Source organism: Niallia laureatilytica (genome assembly GCF_046613985.1).
Lineage (GTDB): Bacteria > Bacillota > Bacilli > Bacillales > Cytobacillaceae > Niallia.
Map to the genome: position 1 here is coordinate 147,858 of NZ_JBKKHP010000005.1, position 22,493 is coordinate 170,350.

At 34.8% G+C, this 22,493-nt stretch carries 20 protein-coding genes and 1 pseudogene; 2 read left to right on the top strand and 19 right to left on the bottom strand.

Annotated elements, in window-relative coordinates; translation table 11 throughout:
• The first annotated feature begins 139 nt into the window (after nt 1-139).
• Nucleotides 140-1,558 carry an MFS transporter gene (locus ACLIJJ_RS14360; RefSeq protein WP_233315122.1) on the top strand — a complete coding sequence of 473 codons (1,419 nt, stop codon included), beginning with the start codon at nt 140-142 and terminating at the stop codon, nt 1,556-1,558.
• A 690-nt stretch (nt 1,559-2,248) separates the two neighbouring features.
• On the opposite strand, the pseudogene ACLIJJ_RS14365 reads toward ACLIJJ_RS14360, so the two are convergent.
• The 6 genes and pseudogenes from ACLIJJ_RS14365 to ACLIJJ_RS14390 all read right to left on the bottom strand — a co-directional run bounded on the left by ACLIJJ_RS14365 (nt 2,249) and on the right by ACLIJJ_RS14390 (nt 6,842).
• A pseudogene (locus ACLIJJ_RS14365) lies at nt 2,249-2,568 on the bottom strand (glyoxalase superfamily protein).
• A gap of 129 nt (nt 2,569-2,697) precedes the next feature.
• Nucleotides 2,698-2,862 (bottom strand): hypothetical protein, encoded by a 165-nt coding sequence (locus tag ACLIJJ_RS14370; protein WP_237942853.1) that lies wholly within the window; start codon nt 2,860-2,862, stop codon nt 2,698-2,700.
• A gap of 325 nt (nt 2,863-3,187) precedes the next feature.
• Nucleotides 3,188-3,397 carry a cyclase gene (locus tag ACLIJJ_RS14375; protein WP_411411143.1) on the bottom strand — a complete coding sequence of 70 codons (210 nt, stop codon included), beginning with the start codon at nt 3,395-3,397 and terminating at the stop codon, nt 3,188-3,190.
• Between the two features lie 189 nt (nt 3,398-3,586).
• Nucleotides 3,587-4,753 (bottom strand): MFS transporter, encoded by a 1,167-nt coding sequence (locus ACLIJJ_RS14380; RefSeq protein WP_233315119.1) that lies wholly within the window; start codon nt 4,751-4,753, stop codon nt 3,587-3,589.
• A 169-nt stretch (nt 4,754-4,922) separates the two neighbouring features.
• Entirely contained in the window at nt 4,923-5,933 is a 1,011-nt protein-coding gene (locus ACLIJJ_RS14385) for a quinone oxidoreductase family protein (RefSeq protein WP_411411144.1), read from the bottom strand.
• Nucleotides 5,934-5,990: 57 nt separating this feature from the next.
• Nucleotides 5,991-6,842: an aldo/keto reductase gene (locus ACLIJJ_RS14390; RefSeq protein WP_237942858.1), complete on the bottom strand. Its 852-nt coding sequence runs from the start codon at nt 6,840-6,842 to the stop codon at nt 5,991-5,993.
• Nucleotides 6,843-7,208: 366 nt separating this feature from the next.
• Between ACLIJJ_RS14390 and ACLIJJ_RS14395 the strand changes: the two genes are divergently transcribed.
• Complete coding sequence (locus ACLIJJ_RS14395) at nt 7,209-7,670, top strand: MerR family transcriptional regulator (RefSeq protein WP_341081157.1); 462 nt, start codon at nt 7,209-7,211, stop codon at nt 7,668-7,670.
• 305 nt (nt 7,671-7,975) lie between these two features.
• Here ACLIJJ_RS14395 and ACLIJJ_RS14400 read toward each other — a convergent pair whose 3' ends face one another.
• The 13 genes from ACLIJJ_RS14400 to ACLIJJ_RS14460 form a co-directional block, all read right to left on the bottom strand.
• Nucleotides 7,976-8,548: a cysteine hydrolase family protein gene (locus ACLIJJ_RS14400; protein WP_411411145.1), complete on the bottom strand. Its 573-nt coding sequence runs from the start codon at nt 8,546-8,548 to the stop codon at nt 7,976-7,978.
• A gap of 136 nt (nt 8,549-8,684) precedes the next feature.
• Nucleotides 8,685-9,188, bottom strand: a complete 504-nt coding sequence (locus tag ACLIJJ_RS14405) for a DinB family protein (protein WP_411228938.1) — start codon at nt 9,186-9,188, stop codon at nt 8,685-8,687.
• Nucleotides 9,189-9,305: 117 nt separating this feature from the next.
• A complete protein-coding gene (locus tag ACLIJJ_RS14410; protein WP_411228937.1) occupies nt 9,306-10,040 on the bottom strand; it encodes an SDR family NAD(P)-dependent oxidoreductase in 735 nt (244 codons plus the stop codon).
• A 463-nt stretch (nt 10,041-10,503) separates the two neighbouring features.
• Complete coding sequence (locus ACLIJJ_RS14415; protein ID WP_411411146.1) at nt 10,504-11,475, bottom strand: LacI family DNA-binding transcriptional regulator; 972 nt, start codon at nt 11,473-11,475, stop codon at nt 10,504-10,506.
• 431 nt (nt 11,476-11,906) lie between these two features.
• On the bottom strand, nt 11,907-12,536 hold the full coding sequence (locus ACLIJJ_RS14420) for a hypothetical protein (protein WP_233315111.1): 630 nt from the start codon (nt 12,534-12,536) through the stop codon (nt 11,907-11,909).
• A 545-nt stretch (nt 12,537-13,081) separates the two neighbouring features.
• Nucleotides 13,082-14,596 (bottom strand): DHA2 family efflux MFS transporter permease subunit, encoded by a 1,515-nt coding sequence (locus ACLIJJ_RS14425; RefSeq protein ID WP_411228933.1) that lies wholly within the window; start codon nt 14,594-14,596, stop codon nt 13,082-13,084.
• Nucleotides 14,597-14,940: 344 nt separating this feature from the next.
• Entirely contained in the window at nt 14,941-15,363 is a 423-nt protein-coding gene (locus ACLIJJ_RS14430; protein ID WP_411411147.1) for a hypothetical protein, read from the bottom strand.
• A gap of 22 nt (nt 15,364-15,385) precedes the next feature.
• Nucleotides 15,386-18,547, bottom strand: a complete 3,162-nt coding sequence (locus ACLIJJ_RS14435) for an ATP-binding cassette domain-containing protein (protein WP_411411219.1) — start codon at nt 18,545-18,547, stop codon at nt 15,386-15,388.
• Nucleotides 18,548-18,571: 24 nt separating this feature from the next.
• Nucleotides 18,572-19,279, bottom strand: coding sequence for a DNA alkylation repair protein (locus ACLIJJ_RS14440; RefSeq protein WP_411411148.1), 708 nt, complete (start codon nt 19,277-19,279; stop codon nt 18,572-18,574).
• Nucleotides 19,280-19,408: 129 nt separating this feature from the next.
• Nucleotides 19,409-20,284 (bottom strand): AraC family transcriptional regulator, encoded by an 876-nt coding sequence (locus tag ACLIJJ_RS14445; protein WP_237942869.1) that lies wholly within the window; start codon nt 20,282-20,284, stop codon nt 19,409-19,411.
• Between the two features lie 124 nt (nt 20,285-20,408).
• On the bottom strand, nt 20,409-21,005 hold the full coding sequence (locus tag ACLIJJ_RS14450) for a YdeI/OmpD-associated family protein (protein WP_237942871.1): 597 nt from the start codon (nt 21,003-21,005) through the stop codon (nt 20,409-20,411).
• A 168-nt stretch (nt 21,006-21,173) separates the two neighbouring features.
• On the bottom strand, nt 21,174-21,473 hold the full coding sequence (locus ACLIJJ_RS14455; RefSeq protein WP_233315105.1) for a hypothetical protein: 300 nt from the start codon (nt 21,471-21,473) through the stop codon (nt 21,174-21,176).
• A 147-nt stretch (nt 21,474-21,620) separates the two neighbouring features.
• Nucleotides 21,621-22,373, bottom strand: a complete 753-nt coding sequence (locus ACLIJJ_RS14460; RefSeq protein WP_411411149.1) for a GNAT family N-acetyltransferase — start codon at nt 22,371-22,373, stop codon at nt 21,621-21,623.
• Nucleotides 22,374-22,493: the final 120 nt, after the last annotated feature.

Genomic DNA, 22,493 nt, shown 5'->3' on the forward strand with positions numbered 1-22,493 from the left:
CTGACGAATTTGGCACTATATTAATTATTTGTGCTTTCAGTTTACCTCAAATGCTTTTCCCCACAATATGATACATGAGTAACACTAGATTGAACTAATCTGTTATTTTTGTATAACCGCACATCACGGAGTTGAAAAAATGAAATTTAACAAGAAGAAGATTAACATTGTAGATATTCAAACAGCGAAGAAAAGTGTGTTTGCTACAGGAGTAGGAAATGCAATGGAATGGTTTGATTTTGGTTTATATTCCTACTTAGCTGTTATTATTAGTCAGAACTTTTTTAGTGCAGTACAAAATGACGAGTTAAAATTAGTATTTACTTTTGCCACATTTGCAATTGCCTTCTTAATGCGACCTTTAGGCGGTATTATCTTTGGTAAAATTGGTGATAAAGCCGGAAGAAAAGTCGTCTTAACTACAACCATTATTTTAATGGCCTTTTCGACCTTATTGATCGGTTTATTACCTACTTATGATCAAATTGGAATATGGGCTCCTATCCTGTTATTAGTCGCAAGAATTATTCAAGGATTTTCAACTGGAGGCGAATATGCCGGTGCAATGGTCTATATTGCTGAATCATCTCCTGACAATAAGCGCAGCATCCTCGGAAGTGGATTAGAAATTGGTACCCTTGCAGGATATATATTAGCTTCACTCGTAGCAAGCATACTCTTTATCACCTTATCAGATGAACAAATGGCCTCATGGGGTTGGAGAATTCCATTCTTGCTTGGTTTACCACTAGGATTTGTTGGATTGTATTTGAGAAAGAACCTAGAGGAATCACCTATTTTTGAAAATGAAATTTCTACTACAGATGCTCAAGAACAAACAGAAGAAAGCTTCTTCTCTATACTAAAAAATCATAAAAAAGATATTATTGTCTGTTTCGTATCTGTAGCCTTCTTTAATGTTACCAATTATATGTTATTATCCTATATGCCTTCCTATTTAAACGAAATTATTGGTTTATCAAGCACTACCGGTACTATATTAATTACACTTGTGATGGTCATCATGGTGCCACTCACATTACTATTCGGTAAGCTAAGTGATAATATTGGTAATAAAAAAGTCTTCTTAATCGGTTTAGGCGGTTTGACCCTTTTATCGGCGCTAGCTTTTTATTTCGTAAACATGAGTGGCCTAATATTTATTTCATTAGGTATTCTAATTCTGGGTGTACTGCTTGCAACCTATGAAGGTTCCATGCCTGGTTCGCTACCAGCAATGTTCCATACCGATATACGCTACCGAACACTATCTGTAACATTTAATGTCTCAGTTTCTATATTTGGTGGTACTACACCATTAGTTTCCACCTGGCTCGTTCACCAAACAGGCAATAACTTAGCACCTGCCTGGTACTTAACAATCATAAGCCTTATCGGATTCTTTGTAATTCTATTCTTATTTAAGAGTACAACAGGAAAATCCTTAAAAGGATCTTACCCAACAGTTGCTACAAAGTCTGATTATAAAGAAGTTATTGAGAATCCAGCAGATGCCCTATGGTGGAAGGCTGAACAAGAAGAAAACAAACTTTATTAACAATCTATTGGTTCCATTTATCAACTGGATAGAACTCTCAACAGAATTAAAGCATCAGCATTTTGCTGGTGCTTTTTTGAGTTGAATTCCTATAAGAGCATATTTATTGGACTGTTTAAATAGTAATGCAAGGCAACTATTAATACAGTTTACCCTCTTTTAGGGAATGAAGAAAAGCTGCCCATAACGGACAGCTTTTCTTCATTTTCTCGTTAACTATACTTCTTAAGAATATTTTTATATACTCTAGCAACATCAAAAATTAATGGGACAGCACAGATTACAGATATAAATAATCAAAAATAACGAAATACTTCTTCATTATCATCCATCCAATATAATACATGAGGTACGGGAGTAATTAATAAAACTACACCAATATAAATCCATAAAAAAGGGCTCGTTGTCTATCCACTTATCCAAAATCCTCTATTCCTTAGTTATTCTAACCATATGTATTCTATCTTACTCTGACAATTCCTTCTATCACTAACTGTTGAAAAACAACTATTAAATCCTTCTTTTTTCTGTCTAAAAAGAAATCCCGCTTTTTAGCTTTTATCCATTCAAGATAACAAGGAAGAACCCTTCTTAATTCATGGATCCCTTCTTTAAATTTCACAAGATTTACATGATTAGTTTTTCTGAACTGTTCTGTTACTCAATTCCCTCATAAAATGTAATTCTATTTCAAAAAGGGTCAATAACTGTTAATTCGATAGTGTTCCAAGGCATTTTTTCAATAGCTGGATTAGAGTATGGATATTCTTTTCTTGATAGTAAGGAATGAAAATTTTTTAAATCATTAATTTTAATTCTAATTGAATTCCCTGGAGAAGAGTCTCCATTATGTTCAGATAGATGTATAACTATATCATTTAAAGAAATTTGGAGATATACTGGCATATTTTCCGAATATTTATGTTCCCAATCTATTCTAAATCCTAAATAATTTATATAAAACGAGCAAACTTTTTCAATATCAAAACACGAAAGATAGGTATAATCATATATTATTCCTTTTGTGCACACTAGATAAAGACCCAAACTTACATACATATTGATAGGAATTAATCGAGTTTTGCATTCGTCAACTCCTTAATGCTCCTCGTTGACAGACACTATAAGGGGAATTTCTATCAATGTCCAATATTATTGTTATCACTACTAATTGGTTCAATTAAATTCCCATTTTTATCTGTTATGACACTTTCTGTTTTATCATTGGATTCTTTCGAAAATGAATAATATGAAATAGACACAACTATAATAGCTACCAACACAATAGAAATAATTTTCTTCATAGGAACTCCTTTCAAAGGCTTCTTATCTTTTATTTTAACTTCCTTTTTAATTTATAAAAATAGGACTTCCTCGTCAACCTAATCAAAAAATCCCAACAGAATGAGAAAATTATTTGCTTCACATGTTAAAGAAAAGCTTTTTGTTTTTAAAAATCCATTATATTGCTGCATGAAGCGGAATTACATCAACTAAATGGAAGTTTACATTTGTAAATTCAGAACAAAGTGAAAGACAACACTGAAAGTTAAACAAATATTCCTTCTTCAACAAACTTACCCTTTCATAATAAAATAAGAACCAGCCGCCTATTATAGCAGCTGGTTCTTATTTTCGCTTGTGTTTTTCATTAATTATTTTTTTGTTGAGTATCCTGACTTTTCCAACCATTAGCAACCTCATATCCTCTACGATATATTTCGCTAACTTATCATCAGAAATGTCATCTCCATGGATATCGAGACGAAAATCCTGTCCTTGTAAACCACCGCCATTAGTAAAATCGATTTCAAAGTCGAATTGGACTCTTTTATCCATTTTTATATCCACCTCTAGTTAGTTTTGTGTCGATATTATATATATTCTTATAAAGTAAAACAATGACTTTTTACAGCTATCCTAACTCAATTAAGGCATAATATTTCATAACCCACGATAAATGGCGATCCTCATCTATAAGAATCGCCATTTTCTAATTAATATTTTTACAAATGTAGCCTACATTATTTATGACAGTTTTTTCGCTGGTTTAGAAATATAACCTCTCAGTAAAATAGTCACCAAACTTAACACTAAGAACAATATTCCTCCCCAAACAATATATTCTATCCCAATGCCTGTAATGAATAAGCCTCCTACAGCAGTTCCAATACTTATTCCCCAGTTAGAGCCCGAGACGAATAATCCATTAGCAAACTCTGGTGCTTCTGGTGCAGCGGAAGTTATCCAATATTGGTTCAAATTATTTTGAATGGAGAACAAAATGCCGAATATAATCATAATTATTGCCATCGGAACTAGAAGCTCTCCTACAAAAAACCATACGATGAAAATTAATGCCATTACTATCGGAAAAATAATGGCTGTTTTGATTGCACTTTTAGTAAGAAAATTCCCAGCCAGAAGATTTCCAACGATACTTGCTGCACCGAATAAAAAGAGTACTAGGCTTAAAGTTTTCCCAGATACTTGTGTAACACTAGTCAAGTATTCAGAGGTAAAACTATTCGTTCCAGCAACTGCGGCGGTTAGAAAAATAATCGTAAAAATGCTTAACCATGTAACTGGTCTTTTCAATACGCTTAACTGCTTTCCGTAAGATGTTTTCCCTGCAACTGGCATAGAAGGTACTAAGAACAAAGTTAATAAAAATGCTACTGCATTTAAAGCAGCAGGAAACAGTAACGCCATTTCAATTGAAGCCATACTTGCAATAAATGTAGTGATAGGTACACCAAGCACCATACCTGCAGAAACTCCCATAACAATAATGGTTATTGCTTTCCGAGCTTCCTTTTCATCCCCTGCCGTAGCTGCAATTGTTAATGCCAATGAACAATAGATTGGATGAAAAAATGCAGGAATTATACGAGCGACTAATGCAATGTTAAAATTAGTTGCAAAAATAGAAAAAACAGTGCCGACTACAAATACTCCTAAAGAAATAAGCATTACCTTTTTACGATTAATACCTGAAAATAAAACTGGTAATACTGGACCTGTAATAGCAACAACAAGTGCAAACAGACTAACCAACAATCCGGCTCTTGTGACAGAAATTCCGTAATGCTCTGCCAGTAAAGGTAAAATACCGATTACACCCATCTCTGTGTTCAATACCCCAAATACTCCAAATGCTAAAATAAAAATAAGTAGTTTAGTATGTTTCTCCAAAATAGTACTCCCTTTTTAACAAAAAATTTCATTTGATATTTTTATAAATAAATTTTCGCTAACTAATATTAGCGGACCGGAAATGATTCCAGCTTATGGTTTAAAGCATATTTCATGTGAGCCTTCTATTTATACTTAGTTATAAATCATTTATATACTGGATATATTTTTAATCTTGTGGAATAGTTAAAACGATTTTCCCAAAGTTTTCTCCCTGTTCCATTTTGAATAATCCCTCTGGTAGCTGTTCCAACGAAAGAGTTTCTTCCAAAATAGGATGAATTTGGTGTTCTTCAACAAATTTAAGCATCTCAGCAAAGTCTTGGGGACTTCCCATTGTAGAACCTATCAGGGACATCTCCTTTACAGTCATACTTGGAAGGAATAAATTCGGTACTGCACCTCTCGTTGCACCAAAACTGACAATTCTACTACCAATTTTCCCAAGTGACACTAAGGTTGAAAACGAATCTCCACCAATACTGTCAATAGATAGGTCAATACCACCAGTTAATTTCTCTAATTTCTCCGACCAATCATCTGCTGTGTAGTTGACACCTCCCACCGCACCAAATTCTTTAGCCTTTTCTATCTTTTCTTCTTTGCTTGATGTTACGTAAACTTTTGCTCCTAATGCAGCTGCAAACTGAACAAGAAAAGTAGCTACGCCTCCGCCAACACCTGGGATAAGTACGGTTTCCCCCTTCTTCACTTTACCTTTCGTGATTAGAGCACGGTAGGCAGTTAAGCCAGCGAGTGGTAGTGCTGCTGCTTCTTCCCAAGATAAATGAGTAGGTTTTGCGTAAACATTTTCCACTTGTATCTTTACATATTGAGCGAATGTTCCGTCAGTTGGATTACCAAGAACTTGGAAGTCGGTACTTTTTTTATCTTTATCATTTCCCCAGTTTATTCCAGGGTTTATAATGACTTCGTCACCAATAAAGACATTTTGAACTTCGCCTCCAACCTCGACGACCTTTCCTGCACCGTCGGAACCAAGAATAGCTGGCAGTTTCATCCCTGGGTATTGCCCTTTTACAACCATAAGATCTCTTCGGTTAAGAGATGCCGCTTGTAATCGAACGATGACATCATTCGGACCCGGTTTTGGCTTTTCTATATCTTGTAACTTTAATTGACTTGGTTCCCCTGTTTCTCTTAACATTATTGCTTTCATATAAATCTATCCTTTCATGGCTAAGTCTTTCTCTATTTCAGAGAAAATTAAATTAAATTAAATATCAAATTTCCAATTGGCAAATTGCTTCACAATATTTGGATTGTTTTTGGAAGGAAATAGACTCGTATTTGTATCTAAAGTTGAAATTGCGTCCATATCGTCTTGGCTTAATTCAAAGTCAAAAATACGAAAGTTTTCGATAATTCGTTCCTTGTGAACAGACTTTGGAATCACAACAATTCCCCTTTGTGTTAACCACCTTAAAATTACTTGAGCAACAGACTTTTTATGCTTATTAGCTAATGTAACTAAAATTTCATTTTGAAAAATGTTATTTTTACCTTGAGCAAGCGGACCCCAAGACTCCATCTGGATATTGTATTCTTTCATAATTTTTTCACTTTCCAATTGGTGGTAAAATGGATGGGTTTCAATTTGGTTTACAACTGGAACAATATCGTTATGACAAATCAAATCTACTAAACGATCCATCTGGAAATTACTTACGCCTATTGCTTTAACTTTTCCTTGTGCATACAATTCCTCCATCGCACGCCAAGATCCGTATATATCCCCAAATGGCTGGTGAATCAAATATAAATCTATATAGTCCAATTGCAGCCTATCCAATGATTTTTCAAAAGCTATTTTTGCACGCTCAAAACCAGCATCCTGAACCCACAGTTTTGTTGTAACAAATATTTCCTCTCTAGGCACTCCACTGCGTATGATAGCTCTCCCGACCGCTTCTTCATTTTCATAAGCAGCTGCAGTATCAATTAGACGATAACCAGCAATAAGTGCATCGTAAACTGCTTGTTCACATTCTTCAGCATCTGGGATCTGCCAAACTCCAAATCCGAGTAAAGGCATTTCAACACCATTATTTAAAGTCACTTTTTGCATACTAAAACCTCCAAAAATAGTCTCTGATTTATTCAAAGTAAATCCTTTACTCTTGCATGTTTTATTGCGAAATTTTACTATCAGATTCTTTGAACAGCTTTAAATATAATTCCTTCGTGTTACACGAAGCCAAGAAAGAGATAGCATTTTTTAAATCGATTTAGGTATTTACAAGATTGGAAATCCTGAGTATCATTACATTACCAGCTTCGTGTTACTCGAAGTCAAGAAAAGATAGTATTTTTTATATTTATATAGGTATTTACAAGATTGGAATTCTGAGTATCATTACAATATCACCTTCGTGTTACACGAAGTCAATAATATAAATTAACCTAAATTTAAAGAAAAGGAGTTTTTTAATATATGTATACCGTAAAAGAAGTTGCTAAATTACTTGATATAACCTCCCACACTGTACGTTACTATACAGATAAGGGGTTAGTTCCTAATCTACAGCGAGATAAAAATAATAATCGCATCTTTAAGGATGATTCTATAAATTGGCTTAGAGGGGCAAAAAACTTAAAAAAGAGTGGAATGTCAGTTGATGATATAAAGAAATATGTTGAGCTCTGTTTGGAAGGTGATTCTACTATTCCGGAACGTTTTGAAATAATATTGAAGCAAAAAGAACTGGTTCTGAAGCAATTAGAAGAAGCAAAATTAATGGCCGAATATATTCTAAATAAAGAAAAGCACTACCGTAATATTATGAATCAGGTTATTCCAGATGATACGAACCCTGCCCTTTGGCATAATGGTAGATTGCCAAAGAATGACAGCCAATCTTGTCAACCTGTTAATGAGGCTAAGATTGCTGATTAGAAAGAATTATTTATAATATAAATTATCCATTAATAGTTAAAAGTCGATGTTCCTATGGAATATCGACTTTTTCTTTATGATGCCCATACACTATAAATCTCTCAATAAACAAACACTTATTCTTAAATTTAACATTTTATAAAGCTAAAGCAGCAGAAAAGAATAAATAAAGTGCCAACTAATTAGTGCAGGCTTGATGAATATATGAGATACAGGAATGTTTTTATCCTACATTTTTGTATTACAGGAATTCTGCTCTAATTGTACTAGAAAAGACGCTCCCTTTTATGAAAAGAATGCATTTTTTAGTACATATGCCTAGAAAAGAACTCGTTTATCAATTTATCTGTTGTAAGTATTGTGGCAAATTCTTCGTGCAATGTAGCTAGAGAGATATTATGAATAGCTTCTGCATCATAATATATCTCATTTTGGTCCTTTAAACCAAAGGCAGCTGTTGCATCTGAAATCAGGTATGTATCGAAACCTAAGTTACCACTCATTCTTATAGTTGTAGATACACAATGAGGTGTAGTTAAACCAGTAATTACAACTGTTTTTATTTCATTTTCTATTAAAATCTCTTCTAAATTTGTACCAATAAAGCTACTGTTTACTTTCTTATTTATTATTACTTCTTTATCAATAGGTTTAACGATTTCTTTAATAGCAAACCCCTCATTTTTATGATGAAATACTGAATTAGGATTATCAGATGTATGTTGTATATGTATTACTAACCATTCTTGTTCTCTCCATAATTTTAGTATCTTACTAATGTTTTCTTCTGCATTAAGGTTGTTACGTTCTCCCCATTTTTTATTATCGAAAGCTTTTTGCACATCGACTATAATTAAAGCTTTTTTCTTTTCCTCCATAAGATATCCTCCTATCATTAATTTTCACTACATTTTAAATCACTTTTGTTCATTTAACCTACCATGTTATGTAATAAGAAAAATATCATCGCTGCCTTTAGCACTTATTTCTGTTAGGTGATTTTCTTTAAAACTATTAAAATGAAAATTCCTTTTCAGATAGTCCCAAAATATCTGTATTATTAGGTAAATAACCGAGTAACCGCAGCATTGCTACAATTTGCCCCTTATGATGAAATTCATGTGTAATAGAATGACATAGTAATTGGTGTGGCGATTTTCTTATAACCCCACTGCCTACTTTCCAAGAAGGCTCTTTAACGATCAGTTCATTATTTCTATCAGCGAATTGATCGAAAACATTATCTACATATATATTTGCCTGCTGAAAATAATGTTGGATATTTTCCATTTTCATTTCCTTGATTGCTTCCTTTGATAATAATGGTGCATCCGTTTTGGCAAGCACAAAAGAACCTAACCAAGCATGATAACAACCCGCGACATGAACTAAGGAATCTCTTATATTTTGAAATCCAAATCCAAACTCTTTTGTAAAATCAGCTTCATTCAATTCTTTACACTGGTCTAGTAAAATCTGCCTTGTTTGTTTTACCCACTCATATTCCTGTTTGTCCATCTCACTATCCCCCACTTATAAAGATAATAACTGAATATTCTTCTTATTATACATAAATGAAGCTTTTCACTAAACACTAATTTTCCATTTCGTACCGACATAATGTGGAGTCTTTTACTACCGTAAATATCCTCCATTATTAATATCAAACGTTGCTCCTGTGTAATGCTTTGCTTTATCTGATAATAAAAAAACAACCGTTTCCGCCACATCTTCAGGTAGGACAGGGGTATTAATGAGTTGGTGACTTAAATATTCTTCTTTTCTCCAATCAGGTATTATCCCCATCATCGTTGTATTTACCATCGTAGGCGCAACAGCATTAACTCGAATATATGGTGAAAAATTCATGGCGCAGCTTTTAGTTAAACCAAGTATAGCTGCTTTCGAAAGTCCGTAAATCGCATCTGAACTGCCTTCCATCCCTGAAACTGAAGACATATTAATGATGACTCCCTTCCGTTTCTCTTCCAATAATTTTTTGCCAAACATTTGTGAAAAATAAATAAATCCCTTTACATTTATGTCTAAAACTTTATCCATTTCATCTGCTTGATAATCCAAAATATTTTTTGCTAAATAAATTCCAGCATTGTTAACTAAACAATCTACGTCAGAATGTTCTGCTTCGATGTAATCAAAAAATTTAGTAACAGCTTCATATTTACTGACATCTAATTGGTATGTATATAAAACATTACGATCATCCATTGCCAGTGATAAATTATTTAAAGAGTTGCCATTAATATCGCAAGCAATTACCGATGCACCCTCATTTAAACATCCTTTGACAATCTCCTTTCCAATTCCATAGCCTGCACCTGTTACTATAACTTTTCTTTTTTTGAGCATTTTTTATAACTCCTCTCTATATTGGTTTTTTTTGAAAATTTTATCTTCTTTAAATTATAAATGAAACAAATGGAAAAAGGTGGAGGAATTACTTTTGGGGAATTACTTTGTAACAATAATCGTAACATAACAAAGAACCCAGCATTATTCAGCTGGGTTCTTTAAATAACATTTCTTATTCTTGCTGTTTCCTCTACTCAAGCGTAGTGAGTGAAGCTATGGTCATAATGATTAGTACAAAGGAGACTGTGAACCATACGGTATTATTAGCTGTATTTTCTTCATACTTTATCTTCTTTAACAATGACACAAGATTTAAACAAAAAACAATACAATAAATGGGTAATAAGTAAAAGCTAAAAATAGCAAAAACTTCAATCAAAATAGTCACCTTTTTTCTTTCCTAAGTCAAAATAAAAGCGAATTAAACCAGCATCTCTACCACCATATAATAAAGCAATATTTAAGCTGTAGTTCCTTTTAATAATCGAACAGGCAGCCTTGTTTCTAAATGAATGTCTGTGAATTCTCCCTCTATTTCTTTCAATAAAATATCGATAGCTGTTTTCGCTATTAGATCGACTGGCTGCCTAATGGTTGTTAGTTCTGGTAATAATGTTTGAGCTGTCTCTGTCCCATCATAGCCGACTACCTTAATGTTTTTTCCTCGTTTTTTTGCTTCATTCCAAAATGCTGCCGCAAATAAATCATTAGTGGCAAATACACCATCTACTTCTGGATGGTCGTTAATAATTTCATTTATTATATGTATATAACTATTTTGAGCAAAAACCTCTGATATTTCATAAATAATTGGCGTCCTGCCCTGTTGCTCCATAAGATCTATATATGCTTTTCTTCTTAATCTGGCCGGCGTTTCCAGTTCTCCAATTCCATCCATTAGCACAATACAATTACAGTCATTTTCAATTAACAATTCTGTTGCGATTTTCCCACCTTCGTAATTATCAGAGCCGACAACTGGGATGGTTTCAGACAGATACCTATCTATAGCAACAACAGCTAAACCTTGCTTATGATAATCAAAAATACCGCGATTATGTGTGCCGACAATAATTCCATCCACCTGATTACGTAATAACATTTCCAAGTATTTTTCTTCTTTATCAATCTGATTTAAACTATTGCAAAGCAACACCTTATACCCTAACGTTGCACAAATGTTTTCTAAGTGAAAAGTCAGTTCTCCAAAGAAAGGGTTTGCCGTTGTCGGCAGTATCAAGCCAATTAAGTTAGACCGCTTGTTAAATAAAGACCGAGCAACATCATTTGGAAAATAATTAAGCTCATTCATCGCTTCTTGGACTTTTTCCCTAGTTTTATCACTTATGTACCCGCGGTTATTCAAAACACGCGAAACAGTAGTTGGCGAAACACCAGCCTTTTTCGCCACATCTTCAATTTTAGGCTTCATTTCTGTTCCTCCTAAAAAACCAATTAAGTATATTATAGTACAAAAGATTATCCGCTGTTTTACTGGATGAAAGATTTATAACATTTTAGGAAGAAAAAGTGCTCATCACGTTATTAACATTAGCCGTCACTTCCATTTTTAAGCTCTACTCTGAATTTTCTTGTTTGTATGTTTAATCAGCAAATCTTGGGTTAACAGACATTAAGATTACTTTTGTTTTAAAGTCAGAATTCAGTTATTTTCATTTTGTCTTTATTCTATAGATAAATGATGTAAAAAAACCGCAAACATTGTCATATCATGCGATTTCTCAGGAAATACAACATAAAATACGGAAAATATTTCTCAGCTTGTCGCTCCTTCATGATATGCCCCGAAATAGTGCATAATAAAAGCCCGAATCCGCATAAGAATTCGGGCTTTTCATTATTTTATTCTTCTGTAGCTAATTCCTCTTCTGCTTCTTCTAAATCATCAGGATAAACTGTCGTATCAAATACTTCTCCTGTTGCTTCGTCTTTAACATCGATATTTACCTTCATTTTATCCATGTCTTCTCCGTTAAAGAGGTTATACATCATACCCGTAATACCAATACCGATAATGGACCATGAATCCATGCTGTTCTCATAGGCTGCTTTATCTACCGTTAAAGTGAACTTAGAGAACGAGTTATTGTAAGTAATATCTTTCACAGATGGGAAAGTGCCGTCTGTTTTTATTTCATCTAATGATTTTTCGGCATTTGTTTTAATGTCTTTCATCATTTTTTTATGCTCTGATTTAGACATTTTATACGTTAAAGAACCATCCTCGTTTTTTGTTACCTCAATACCTTCTGCTTCCGCTTCTTTAATGGTATTATCAATGTCCTCGCCTTCAACAAAAGATGCTGGCATTGTAATTTCCACATTTAGCAGACCTTTGTCTACAGCAAAATCCTCTGTTTCTTCTGATTCCTTCTTGTCACTTGAAGTCTTGCTTGCTTCTTTGTCAGCTCCACAAGCAGCAAGTGCAAGTACCGTAATGGCTAAAAATAACAAAAACCCAAATTTTTTCATGTAAGAATCCCCCTACTGTACTATATATTGTATTTACGTACCTTAGTACAATACCATATAATAGGAGGTCATTTCTAGCAATCTCTAATAATCGAATTATTCTAAACTCTATTCCTTACCGACATATATGTAATTATCAAAGGATAATAATGACATTTCAGCCCCATTTTTTTCGTAAATCTTCATCGCCCCCTCCTGTGCTATTTGACGCTCGTAATTCTTCCTTTTCTTGTCTGAAAAAAAGATGATAGTTTCACGGCTCTCTCTCCTAGTTTTATTTGGAGATTAGACGGAATAATTTACAAAAAGTTACAATCCTAGTTATAATAAAGGAATCTTTTTCTTTTAAATTCCGCCCCAATTATTCGCTTTTAAAATACTTGAGTACCTCATTTAATACCTTCACTAACCCCTGTTATTTCCTTATATTAAAATAATAATTATATTGGGTTACTATGAATTCAGATTAAGATGTATATTACAGTCTCTAATTAATAAAAACGGGTGCCTAGTGCTTAGGCAACCCGTTTTTCTGTGTCTTATTCTTACTCTTTTATACTATCAAGCTTCGTACTAACTTCCTCTTTAGCCGCCTGATTTCCATAATGCGGTCTTACTCGTTTAATAAACAATGCGAGTATTAGTGCAAGCACTGCAATCCATGTAGAAACAATAAAGGTAAAGTTAATTCCATGTATCATTGCTTCATTCATGATTTGTTGTTGAATTTCCGTTGCCGACTGTGCTGTACTTGCATCCATATTTGCCATTGCATTGGCAGCTAATTCCTCTGCTTCTGCTTTCGTTCTATTTTGCATAACGGTAATTAATAACGCTGACCCAATTGCACCTGATACTTGTTGTAAAGTGTTGTTCAATGCTGTTCCGTGTGGATTGTTAATCGGCGGCAATTGATTTAATCCGTTTGTCATTACTGGCATCATAACCATGGACATTCCGAACATACGCAAGGTGTACAATAAGACAAGTGTGGAATATGCAGTATTCATGCCAATCTTGCTGAAGTAATAAGACGTTATAACTGTAATTGTTAAGCCAATTACGGCTAGTATTCTTGCTCCGTACTTATCAAAGAGTTTCCCTGTTATCGGCGACATTATTCCCATTACAATCGCTCCAGGAAGCATTAACAAGCCTGAATCCATTGGAGAAATGCCGCGGATGGTCTGCACATAGATTGGCAGCAGGATCATAGATGAAAACATTGCGACTGAAATAACAATGGAAATGACTGACGACAATGCAAACATAGGATACTTATAGATACGAAACTCAAGCATCGGCTCATCCATGCGCAGCTGGCGCAGGATAAAAGTAAGCAATGCAACTGTACCAATAATAATCGTTCCATATACGTATGGGCTATCCCAGCCCTTCTCTCCTGCAGAACTAAAGCCATACAGCAACCCACCGAAGCCAATGCTCGATAAAACTAATGAGAATATATCAAGCTTAATATCTCGTTGGGCCGTTACATCTTTTAATTTAATAAAGGCAAAAACTAAAGTTAAAACTGCAATTGGCAGAACAATATCAAATAACATTCTCCAGCTGTAATGCTCAATCAGCCAGCCTGAGAGCGTTGGCCCAATTGCTGGAGCTGTAATCATCACCAGACCAAACATCCCCATTGCTGCCCCTCTTTTTTCAACTGGAAATGCTGTAAGCATCACATTCATTAATAACGGCATCATGATCGCTGATCCTGCTGCCTGAATCATGCGCGCTCCTAGTAACACACTGAATGCTGGAGCAATGCTTGCTAAGAGCGTTCCTAAAGTAAATAATAACATGGCTGTTAAGAATAATTTTTTATCAGAAAAACGCTGAATGAAGAACGCACTAGCTGGTATTAATATCCCATTAATGAGCATATAACCTGTAGACAGCCATTGTACTGCAGTCGCATTGACGTCGAATTCCTCCATAATTGCTGGAAGAGCAACGTTAAGCAAGGTTTCATTTAATATCGCTACAAAGGCGCCGATAAATAAAATCGCAATCATGCCATATGGAGGTGAATTAGTTTCCTTTGTCATGTGGAATCAGTCCTTCTTTCTTATTTAATTTATCCTTCAAATCTGTAAAGCTCCCCTCTTCCCCTCCGTTTCAATAATTCCTTTGTTTCTGTTTTAAATAATTGAATTTACAACAAAAACACTCCTTTTAAATTTTTTTCAAAAAAGGATTGACGAAAGCATGGTATACATCGTATAATTAAGATAGGGATAATATACGATAATAACTAAATATAAAATGCATACCTATGTAAATTTACCATATCTAGTAACTCTTTTCAATGGTAAATTACATATTTTTTTATGTAATTTTTTATTAGAAGTGCGTTCATTGAACGCACTTCTATTTTTTTGCGGCAGGCTGTTTATTCTTTACTATAAACGGAATAATTAGCATGCAGCTGTCCATCTTGTCCAAGTATTCGCTGTGTAACGAACATTTGTGTTTTATCTGCTGATAATGATCTCGTTGCCTCGTTAAGGATGTTTCTATCTTTATATGCAGCAGAGATGAATTTTCCATCTGCAGTTATTTCATACTTAACAAAATCGACTCCTTGACCTTTAAAAGGATGCTTTTCCCCGTCAGGAATCCCGGAAAATTCCACTTGATATGTTTGTTCATTTTGTTCCTCCCAGCTGACGTGAAATAGCACTTTCTCGCCAACTAACTTGATACTATACGTGCCTGAAGCAGGCGGACTGCCTAATGAATAATTAGATTCTTCCCTTAACAACTTCCATGTTCCGCAAAAGTCTTGAACAGCATTTCCTAGACTTTGTTTCATAATATCCGTTGCTCCATTTCTGTTATTTTGCCAATCTGTGATATACAGCCATCATATCTCGCTTATTTAATTCTCGAATGCGGTTGAATATTGGAATTTCTTTGACTTCCTCTGCAGCGCCTTCTGTAACCACATCGCTTACCGTACCAGTCAGCCATGTTTGTACTTTTACACCTTCAACTAATTCCTCTAATCCCTCTTCATTGATCCCGCTCGCATGACAGCTGATACACGGCACCGATAATTTCATGACACCATCATGAAGATTATCTTCCGAGATAACCTTTTTGCCTTTGCAGAAAGGACATGGATGACTTGCTTTTATTTTATTAATTTGGGTTACAATTTTTTTATATCCGAATGCTTCATATACATAGGTTAGCTTTTTGTATTTCCCATTCGTGAAATATTTATCAATAATACTTTCTCTCGTTTCATCAATACCAGTAAAATCACAGATTGTCAGCTCGTTTTTACTGCTTAAGTTTTTGATATTGTCTTTAATACTGCTCCAGAACGGCAACACATTTTGCAAAACAATTTCATAGCCTACAAAGCTTGCTAATTCAAGTTCCAGCATTTTAAGGGCTGCTTGTGTTTTTCGAGGCAGCAAGGAAACATCCTGCGTCAGTGGCATGTCTTTGCCGACGATTGCTTTAAGTTTCTCTAAAACTGGTAATGAGCCGACGATATTAATAATCTTTGTAATAGGAAGTTGAATTAACTCCCGGATATCGACGTCACTAAACAACAGCTTTTTCTCGTGATTTAATATAGTGCCATTACAAATTGGGCAAGGTATCATTTCTTTTGATTGCTTCATCTGTTCTTTAATGATGGATTTTGACACAACCATATAACGGCCAAGTATAAAGTTGAAGCCTTCCCATTTCTTTGAAGACTTTGTCGCTTTATCATAAAATGACTTGTCCCAATAGCCATATAAGAAGGTATGTTTTTCTGCTTCTGTTAACTCGTTATAGCTCTTACTCAAATCATGACCTAATTCATTTTTTATTTCCTCGAAAAGAAATTGTATTTTTGCATGTTGATAATATTTCAGCACTTCCATCACATCAGGATGTAATAAGCCGTCCCAAAATGGAACTGTTTTATCTTGAATCACTAACTCAAAATCAAATTTTTCCATTTCTCTGCGCCCGGAACAGCTTGGACAGTGATTAGCTTGACTATAAAAATCAAAGCTTTTTGTATCTTTATTAGCTGGATGAGCAGATACGATATGATTAATTATTCCGCCTATTTCAAAAAGAAAACTGTATTGGCTATATAAGTGCCTCTCTAAATCAATAGCGATGACTGGTGCAATTTTATCAGATTCATATTCGCCGTAAATCAATCGTGCCATAGAAGAAAGACTCTTTAGAATGCCGCCTTTATAGACGTTTTCAGCTTGTTTAAAATAACTGATATGATTTTCCGTTAAATAATTTATTCCCTTTACTGAATCTAATTGGGATGATATATGTATCGATTCATCATTCTTCTCAGTATTTTTTTGGCTGAAATATTCATCATGACTGACCACATCAAGATGCAGCACAGGTTCGGACTGTCTTTTTCCAAAATCTACAATAAAATCAGAGCTTTCAAGCATATAAGCATTATGTTCAATCATTATGATGGAGACTGTTTGATCTTCCAAAATAATTCTTACACTATCAATGAATTGATTTAAGATATTTTGTGATAACCCTTTAGAAGGCTCATCAAATATAAATAGTGTATGCGGATTTCTGGTGTTGGCAAACAGCTCTGAAACTAAGTGAACACATTGAAATTCACCTGTTGACAGTGTCTGTGTTTTTCGTTCCAATGTTAAATATCCGAGCCCAAGCTTAATCAATAAACTTAGCCGTTTATGGACAATGTCTTCTTTTGGAAGCTCTTCAACAATATCTTCAATTGAGCGCTGAAAAACATCTTCTATTTCGCTGCTATATTTTGATAGCTTCCTTTTTATATCAAGAAATGTCGCTATGGTTGACCTGCTCGTGATGGACTGATTCCGGTCCTGACCTACCATTACGAGTTTGTCTTTTGGGTATCGCTTCAGAAAATCCCTTGCAATACACTCATTTACTAAAGTTGATTTACCGCAGCCAGATTCACCTGTAAAGGTTACAAGTCTATTTTTTGGAATCTCGATTTCCGCCATTTGAATATTGCGGCAATACAAATCGTAAAATGGATAGAATTCAGTTGGAGTTTCCTCATTCCGTTCCCAAAGTATGGCTTGCGGACGCGGAGATTCTTTCACTAGCTTTCCTCCGTATTTACCGCTGCCTGGCCCAAAGAACAATTGCTTATCTGCTGCATTTAATACACTATCTGAATGATCTATCAGCCAAATTTGGTTTTTACAGCCTAATTGTTGAACCTGTTCTAATATTTTTAATAGCGTGTCATGATCAAGACCAACCGATATTTCATCAATAATAATCACCGTATTGCTGCTGGCAGACATAAATTCTGCCAAATATAGACGGGTTAGTTCTCCGCCCGATAAGGTGCCCATTATCCGGTTTAATGTTAAGTAACCTATATTCATATTGATAATATTGCGAAGAACAAGCTGTCTTTCTTCACTAATATTTAATTCCTTCGCCAAGGAATAGATCGTTTCAACACTTAAATTATTCACATCAGAAATGCTGTGAGGATGATTTCTAAGCTTTAGCAGATGTTGCTCTACATCTTCACTATAACGCTTGCCATCGCACTTTTTACATGCAACATTTTTTGTCGTTCCCCGCCCTTTGCATGCAGGGCACCATCCTAACGCATTATTAAAAGAAAATACCTCTGGTGACAGATGTAATATTTCTCCAAACTTATTTCGTATCTCTTTAAAAACACCAGTATGTGTGCCAATAGTAGAGCGTGGATTGGAAGAAATCGAGGATTTTCCAAGAAAAAGCACTAACGGCATATTCTCCATATTAATAGCGCTAAAATTGGTTTCCATAATATCTGCAAATAAATATTGGTATTCCGCTTTAGGCAATAGAGAAACAAGCCGTTTTTTTGATTCCTCCCCTATTGTTTGACAAAAGGTAGTTTTTCCAGATCCGGATAAGCCTGCAATTCCGAGCGACCGATCCTCTGGCAAGATTGCATCTAAACGGTTAATATTGTTGGCAATTAACTGATTGATTTTAATCGTTATTCTCTCCTTACATTCTAATTAGCATCTGACATATTTACGTTTAAATCCCAGTTTTCCTCTATCCACTTCTTTTTGAATATTTTCATAAGCATGTAAGAAGCTACTTTTTTTATTAGCTCGTTTCATTTCGACAATACCTATTTGTTTTGCTGTTTCAACTGCCTTTTCATGTAGCGGCAAATAAGAAACACCAACAGTATATATAAAATTATTCATAGCAGATTTTGTTCGTTCAGGCGATTCTGCAATTGTTTCTTTAATATTTTCTAGCATGCTTGAAATCTTGCTCTCGGAAAACTCGGTGTCTTTGCGATTTCCTAGCATCCAGCAATAACAGCTCCAGCCTGCAGACATCTTCAATTCGTCTCCGCTTGCAATCCATTTATCAGCAACCTCTTGGGCAATATCAGACTCAGATAATGTTACCGCTACCACATAATCGGACAGCATATAAAAGTAAGCACCATCTATCCACCGATCGTAATCCGATTCTGTCATGCCTTTTGGGTCTGCAATAATGCCTGCGAAATACATTGCATCATAGTTCCCAGTTGCATATAGCTCTTCTGCCAATAATTGATTAATTTTAATTTTTTTAGCGATTGGTTTCATAGCACCTGTAGCCACACCAAATAAAGGCTCATGAGCACCATTGGACATGTAAATCTTTTTTGTGCGTTCCTTGCCAAGTGCTTCAAGCTCACTCATTACCGTTTGAAAATCCATTGTCTTCTTCCTCTCCTAGTTAAGCTCTTTCATATCTTCCATTTTACCATTATTTTTTTGCCTGTATTCTCCTACTTTTGATATAGATGAAATAAAACAGAGCTGTCCGAAACAGCTCTGAATCATCTACTAGTATTTTGCTACAACAGGAATCCAAATCTCCGTTTTAACAGCTGGTGAAGTTAAATCTTTATTTTTAATGGACAGAATCTCAGGACCTTCTACTGCTTCATAGTTAGAAGACGGAAACCATTCTGAGTATATTCTTCCCCATGTTGCTTGCAGTGTACTTGGGAATGGGCCGATAGATTCAAAAACCGCCCAAGTCAAAGCTGGCACTTCAAGTTTAGAAAAGTGTTCCGGACAGCTTTCCGTTGTAGCTACACCAATATATTGATCAAGCTCCCCTTTTTCCTCCATCCGCCCTTCTGAAAAGTTAAGAGATGCTTGTATCATTCCTTTAGGCTCTAAATTGGACAGCTGCTGCAATTGTGCTATTTTCTCCATCGTTAATGACTGCCACATCGCTGTTATTTCTGGATTCTCTCCTTCAAATATTATTGGAACTCTTTTCATAATACCAACTATTTGAAAGGGGTCTTTCTGTTCTATACGGTAATTCATTTCATTACCTCCTCTAATAGATAATTCGAAGGTCATGTGCGGATACGCTTTTAACTGAATACTTTTGCGTTTTACTTCTGATGGGGTAACACCATGCAGCTGTTGAAAAGCTCTAGTAAATGCATCAGGCGAATTGTACCCATATTTTAGAGCTGCATCAATTATTTTTATGCTGCTATTAGTTAGTTCAAGTGCTGCTAAACTAAGACGTCTGCGGCGGATATATTCTGAAAGAGAAATCCCAGCCAAAAAGGAAAACATCCTTTTAAAATGATACTCTGAACAATGTGCTAACCTTGCTACCACTTTAAAGTCTATTTCGTTCGTTAAATTCTCCTCAATATATTTCATTGCATCATTCATGTTTTTTAGCGAATCCATTTTACGACCTCCTCAACCAAATAATAGCTGAAATGATTGCCAGCAACCCGACATTTTGTGCACGATTATGCAGGGTTAAAAAAACCTTCCAATCGAAATATAAGTGGAAGGTTTCATTTTTAATTTACTTGTCGTTTAAGCCTTTGCCGTCAAGAATATGCTGTACATATTTGTCTACTCTAGCGGCTCGAGTTTTTGCTTGTTTTGCTTGTGAAAAATGTAATAAATATGCTCTTTGTCTTCCAGGTGTCAATCCTTCGAATGCAGACTTTAATGCTGGGATTTCTGCAAATTTTATCTGCAGCTCTTCAGGCATGGAGTATTCTTCATTCTTCTTTAATTCAACCTCTAAGCCGGCCTCTTCTACTGCAATAGCTTCTTTAATATAGGCTTTTAAGACTGATTCCATGTCTATTATTTGCTGAACATTAGTAAACCGGATTTGCCGGGCTGCTTGTACATTCTCTGTTTGCTGAACAAGAATACCTTGTGGGTCTTTTATTAATGCGCCTTTATGAAACAGAAGAGCAACATACTCTTTGAAACCATGGATTAATACGACGTTCTTATCATTAAGTGTATAACAAGGATGCATCCACTTAAAATCCTCTGTAAGCTCACAGTCAAGAATGATATTACGTAATATTCTATACTCCTCTTGCCATGTTTTTGCTTTATTCAAAAATTCATCGACCTTAGGATTAGTTTTATAATTTGACATGAAAAAATACTCCTTTTCGCGTTTCGTTTACCTGACAATTATGTATGTGGTTCTATTATAATCGATTATTATATGTTTTAATATGTGCTATTTGTGTTAAACAGCCTGAGACTGCGACGTAAAAAATCCAGCAACTAAAATAGTGCTGGATTTTTTACAATACAGTCATTATTTTTTTACACCATCAGGATAATTCTTCGCATGATATTTATCTCCTAAATGAGTGAAATCATCAACCGTTTTGCGCAACTCATTCATAAGTGTATACTTTACGTCATGCATCGTTTTATAAAAGGCATACTCTTCACAGCCCTCATGCTTAATTCCTGCTAAGGCGTTTGATGATACGATTCTCCGATGTTCATCAATTAATTTATCAAGTGCTTCAAACACATGCTGCGTGTATTTTGCTACATTCTTATGCTCCATTTTTAATTGATCCTGCAGTTGTTGAATTTGTTTGTCCATTTCGACCCTCATTTCTTTGTTCTAATCATAAACAAACTTTTATTAATATGTTTTCAAAAAATAGACTGTATCATGACTTGTAAAATTTACATCTTTAAAAAAACAGTTCCCAGTAAATTATAAGAGTAAACATTTTGCCTGCTCCGATTAGTCTTTGCTTCTGTACCAGTATTGGTACACTTCTTTAAAGCCGATTTTGGAATAAAGCTTTAAAGCAGGTTCATTATTTAACATTACTTGCAGATAAGCATATTGCGCTCCATTATCCTTGCCCCAGTCCAGGATATTTTGAATTAGCACTGTCCCATACCCTTTATTACGACAGTTGCTGGCTGTGACGATATCAAATAATCCGATATATCCTCTTTCTAATACACACATCCCACATGCAAGTATTTCACCACTATCGTTCTTCAGCAGAAAATAGGCAGTTTTCACCACAATGTTTTTTAGCATTTTCGCTAATGTTACTTGATTACTCCCACTAATATGATTGAGGTGGCAATAGTAATTAAACCAATGTTCTTCGAAAGTTTGATAAAATTCAGCCTTATGTACTACTGCAATATTTACATCTTCTAAAGGCAATACTTGAACAGCGGTTAACCCAGCTTGAATATAGCCATTTTTCGCTAAATTCTCATCCAAGTTTTCCGGTAAAGCTTGCTTCGTCATTTTAAAAATTGGCTTTAAATTTCTGTTACGATAGGTTTGTTCGATAGTACTAATTTTATTAGCAACCTCTTGATAGGAAGAATATATCGGATTGACGGAATTTGCTCTGTTGGTATAGCCATCAGCAAAACGCAATACCCATCCATCATACATATTTGTTTGTAAAGCAGGTAAGGCGTTCATGGACAGTTCCTCTATAATTTGAATCCAGTTTGTTCTCGACATTTTACCCCTCCTGTTTAATTGAATAAAAATACCTATTAACTAATAATTATACAAAATTACACAAATTCCTTCTTCCCTAACATGATATTTTTTTCATAGCAAAAAGAAGCATGAAAACTT

Excerpts from the sequence above, each read along its gene's own strand:
- ACLIJJ_RS14360 (WP_233315122.1), top strand. The coding sequence starts at position 140 with ATGAAATTTAACAAGAAGAAGATTAACATTGTAGATATTCAAACAGCG.
- ACLIJJ_RS14370 (WP_237942853.1), bottom strand. The coding sequence starts at position 2,862 with ATGAAGAAAATTATTTCTATTGTGTTGGTAGCTATTATAGTTGTGTCT.
- ACLIJJ_RS14375 (WP_411411143.1), bottom strand. The coding sequence starts at position 3,397 with ATGGATAAAAGAGTCCAATTCGACTTTGAAATCGATTTTACTAATGGC.
- ACLIJJ_RS14385 (WP_411411144.1), bottom strand. The coding sequence starts at position 5,933 with ATGAAAGCAATAATGTTAAGAGAAACAGGGGAACCAAGTCAATTAAAG.
- ACLIJJ_RS14390 (WP_237942858.1), bottom strand. The coding sequence starts at position 6,842 with ATGCAAAAAGTGACTTTAAATAATGGTGTTGAAATGCCTTTACTCGGA.
- ACLIJJ_RS14395 (WP_341081157.1), top strand. The coding sequence starts at position 7,209 with ATGTATACCGTAAAAGAAGTTGCTAAATTACTTGATATAACCTCCCAC.
- ACLIJJ_RS14400 (WP_411411145.1), bottom strand. The coding sequence starts at position 8,548 with ATGGAGGAAAAGAAAAAAGCTTTAATTATAGTCGATGTGCAAAAAGCT.
- ACLIJJ_RS14405 (WP_411228938.1), bottom strand. The coding sequence starts at position 9,188 with ATGGACAAACAGGAATATGAGTGGGTAAAACAAACAAGGCAGATTTTA.
- ACLIJJ_RS14410 (WP_411228937.1), bottom strand. The coding sequence starts at position 10,040 with ATGCTCAAAAAAAGAAAAGTTATAGTAACAGGTGCAGGCTATGGAATT.
- ACLIJJ_RS14415 (WP_411411146.1), bottom strand. The coding sequence starts at position 11,475 with ATGAAGCCTAAAATTGAAGATGTGGCGAAAAAGGCTGGTGTTTCGCCA.
- ACLIJJ_RS14420 (WP_233315111.1), bottom strand. The coding sequence starts at position 12,536 with ATGAAAAAATTTGGGTTTTTGTTATTTTTAGCCATTACGGTACTTGCA.
- ACLIJJ_RS14425 (WP_411228933.1), bottom strand. The coding sequence starts at position 14,596 with ATGACAAAGGAAACTAATTCACCTCCATATGGCATGATTGCGATTTTA.
- ACLIJJ_RS14430 (WP_411411147.1), bottom strand. The coding sequence starts at position 15,363 with ATGAAACAAAGTCTAGGAAATGCTGTTCAAGACTTTTGCGGAACATGG.
- ACLIJJ_RS14440 (WP_411411148.1), bottom strand. The coding sequence starts at position 19,279 with ATGGATTTTCAAACGGTAATGAGTGAGCTTGAAGCACTTGGCAAGGAA.
- ACLIJJ_RS14445 (WP_237942869.1), bottom strand. The coding sequence starts at position 20,284 with ATGGATTCGCTAAAAAACATGAATGATGCAATGAAATATATTGAGGAG.
- ACLIJJ_RS14450 (WP_237942871.1), bottom strand. The coding sequence starts at position 21,005 with ATGTCAAATTATAAAACTAATCCTAAGGTCGATGAATTTTTGAATAAA.
- ACLIJJ_RS14455 (WP_233315105.1), bottom strand. The coding sequence starts at position 21,473 with ATGGACAAACAAATTCAACAACTGCAGGATCAATTAAAAATGGAGCAT.
- ACLIJJ_RS14460 (WP_411411149.1), bottom strand. The coding sequence starts at position 22,373 with ATGTCGAGAACAAACTGGATTCAAATTATAGAGGAACTGTCCATGAAC.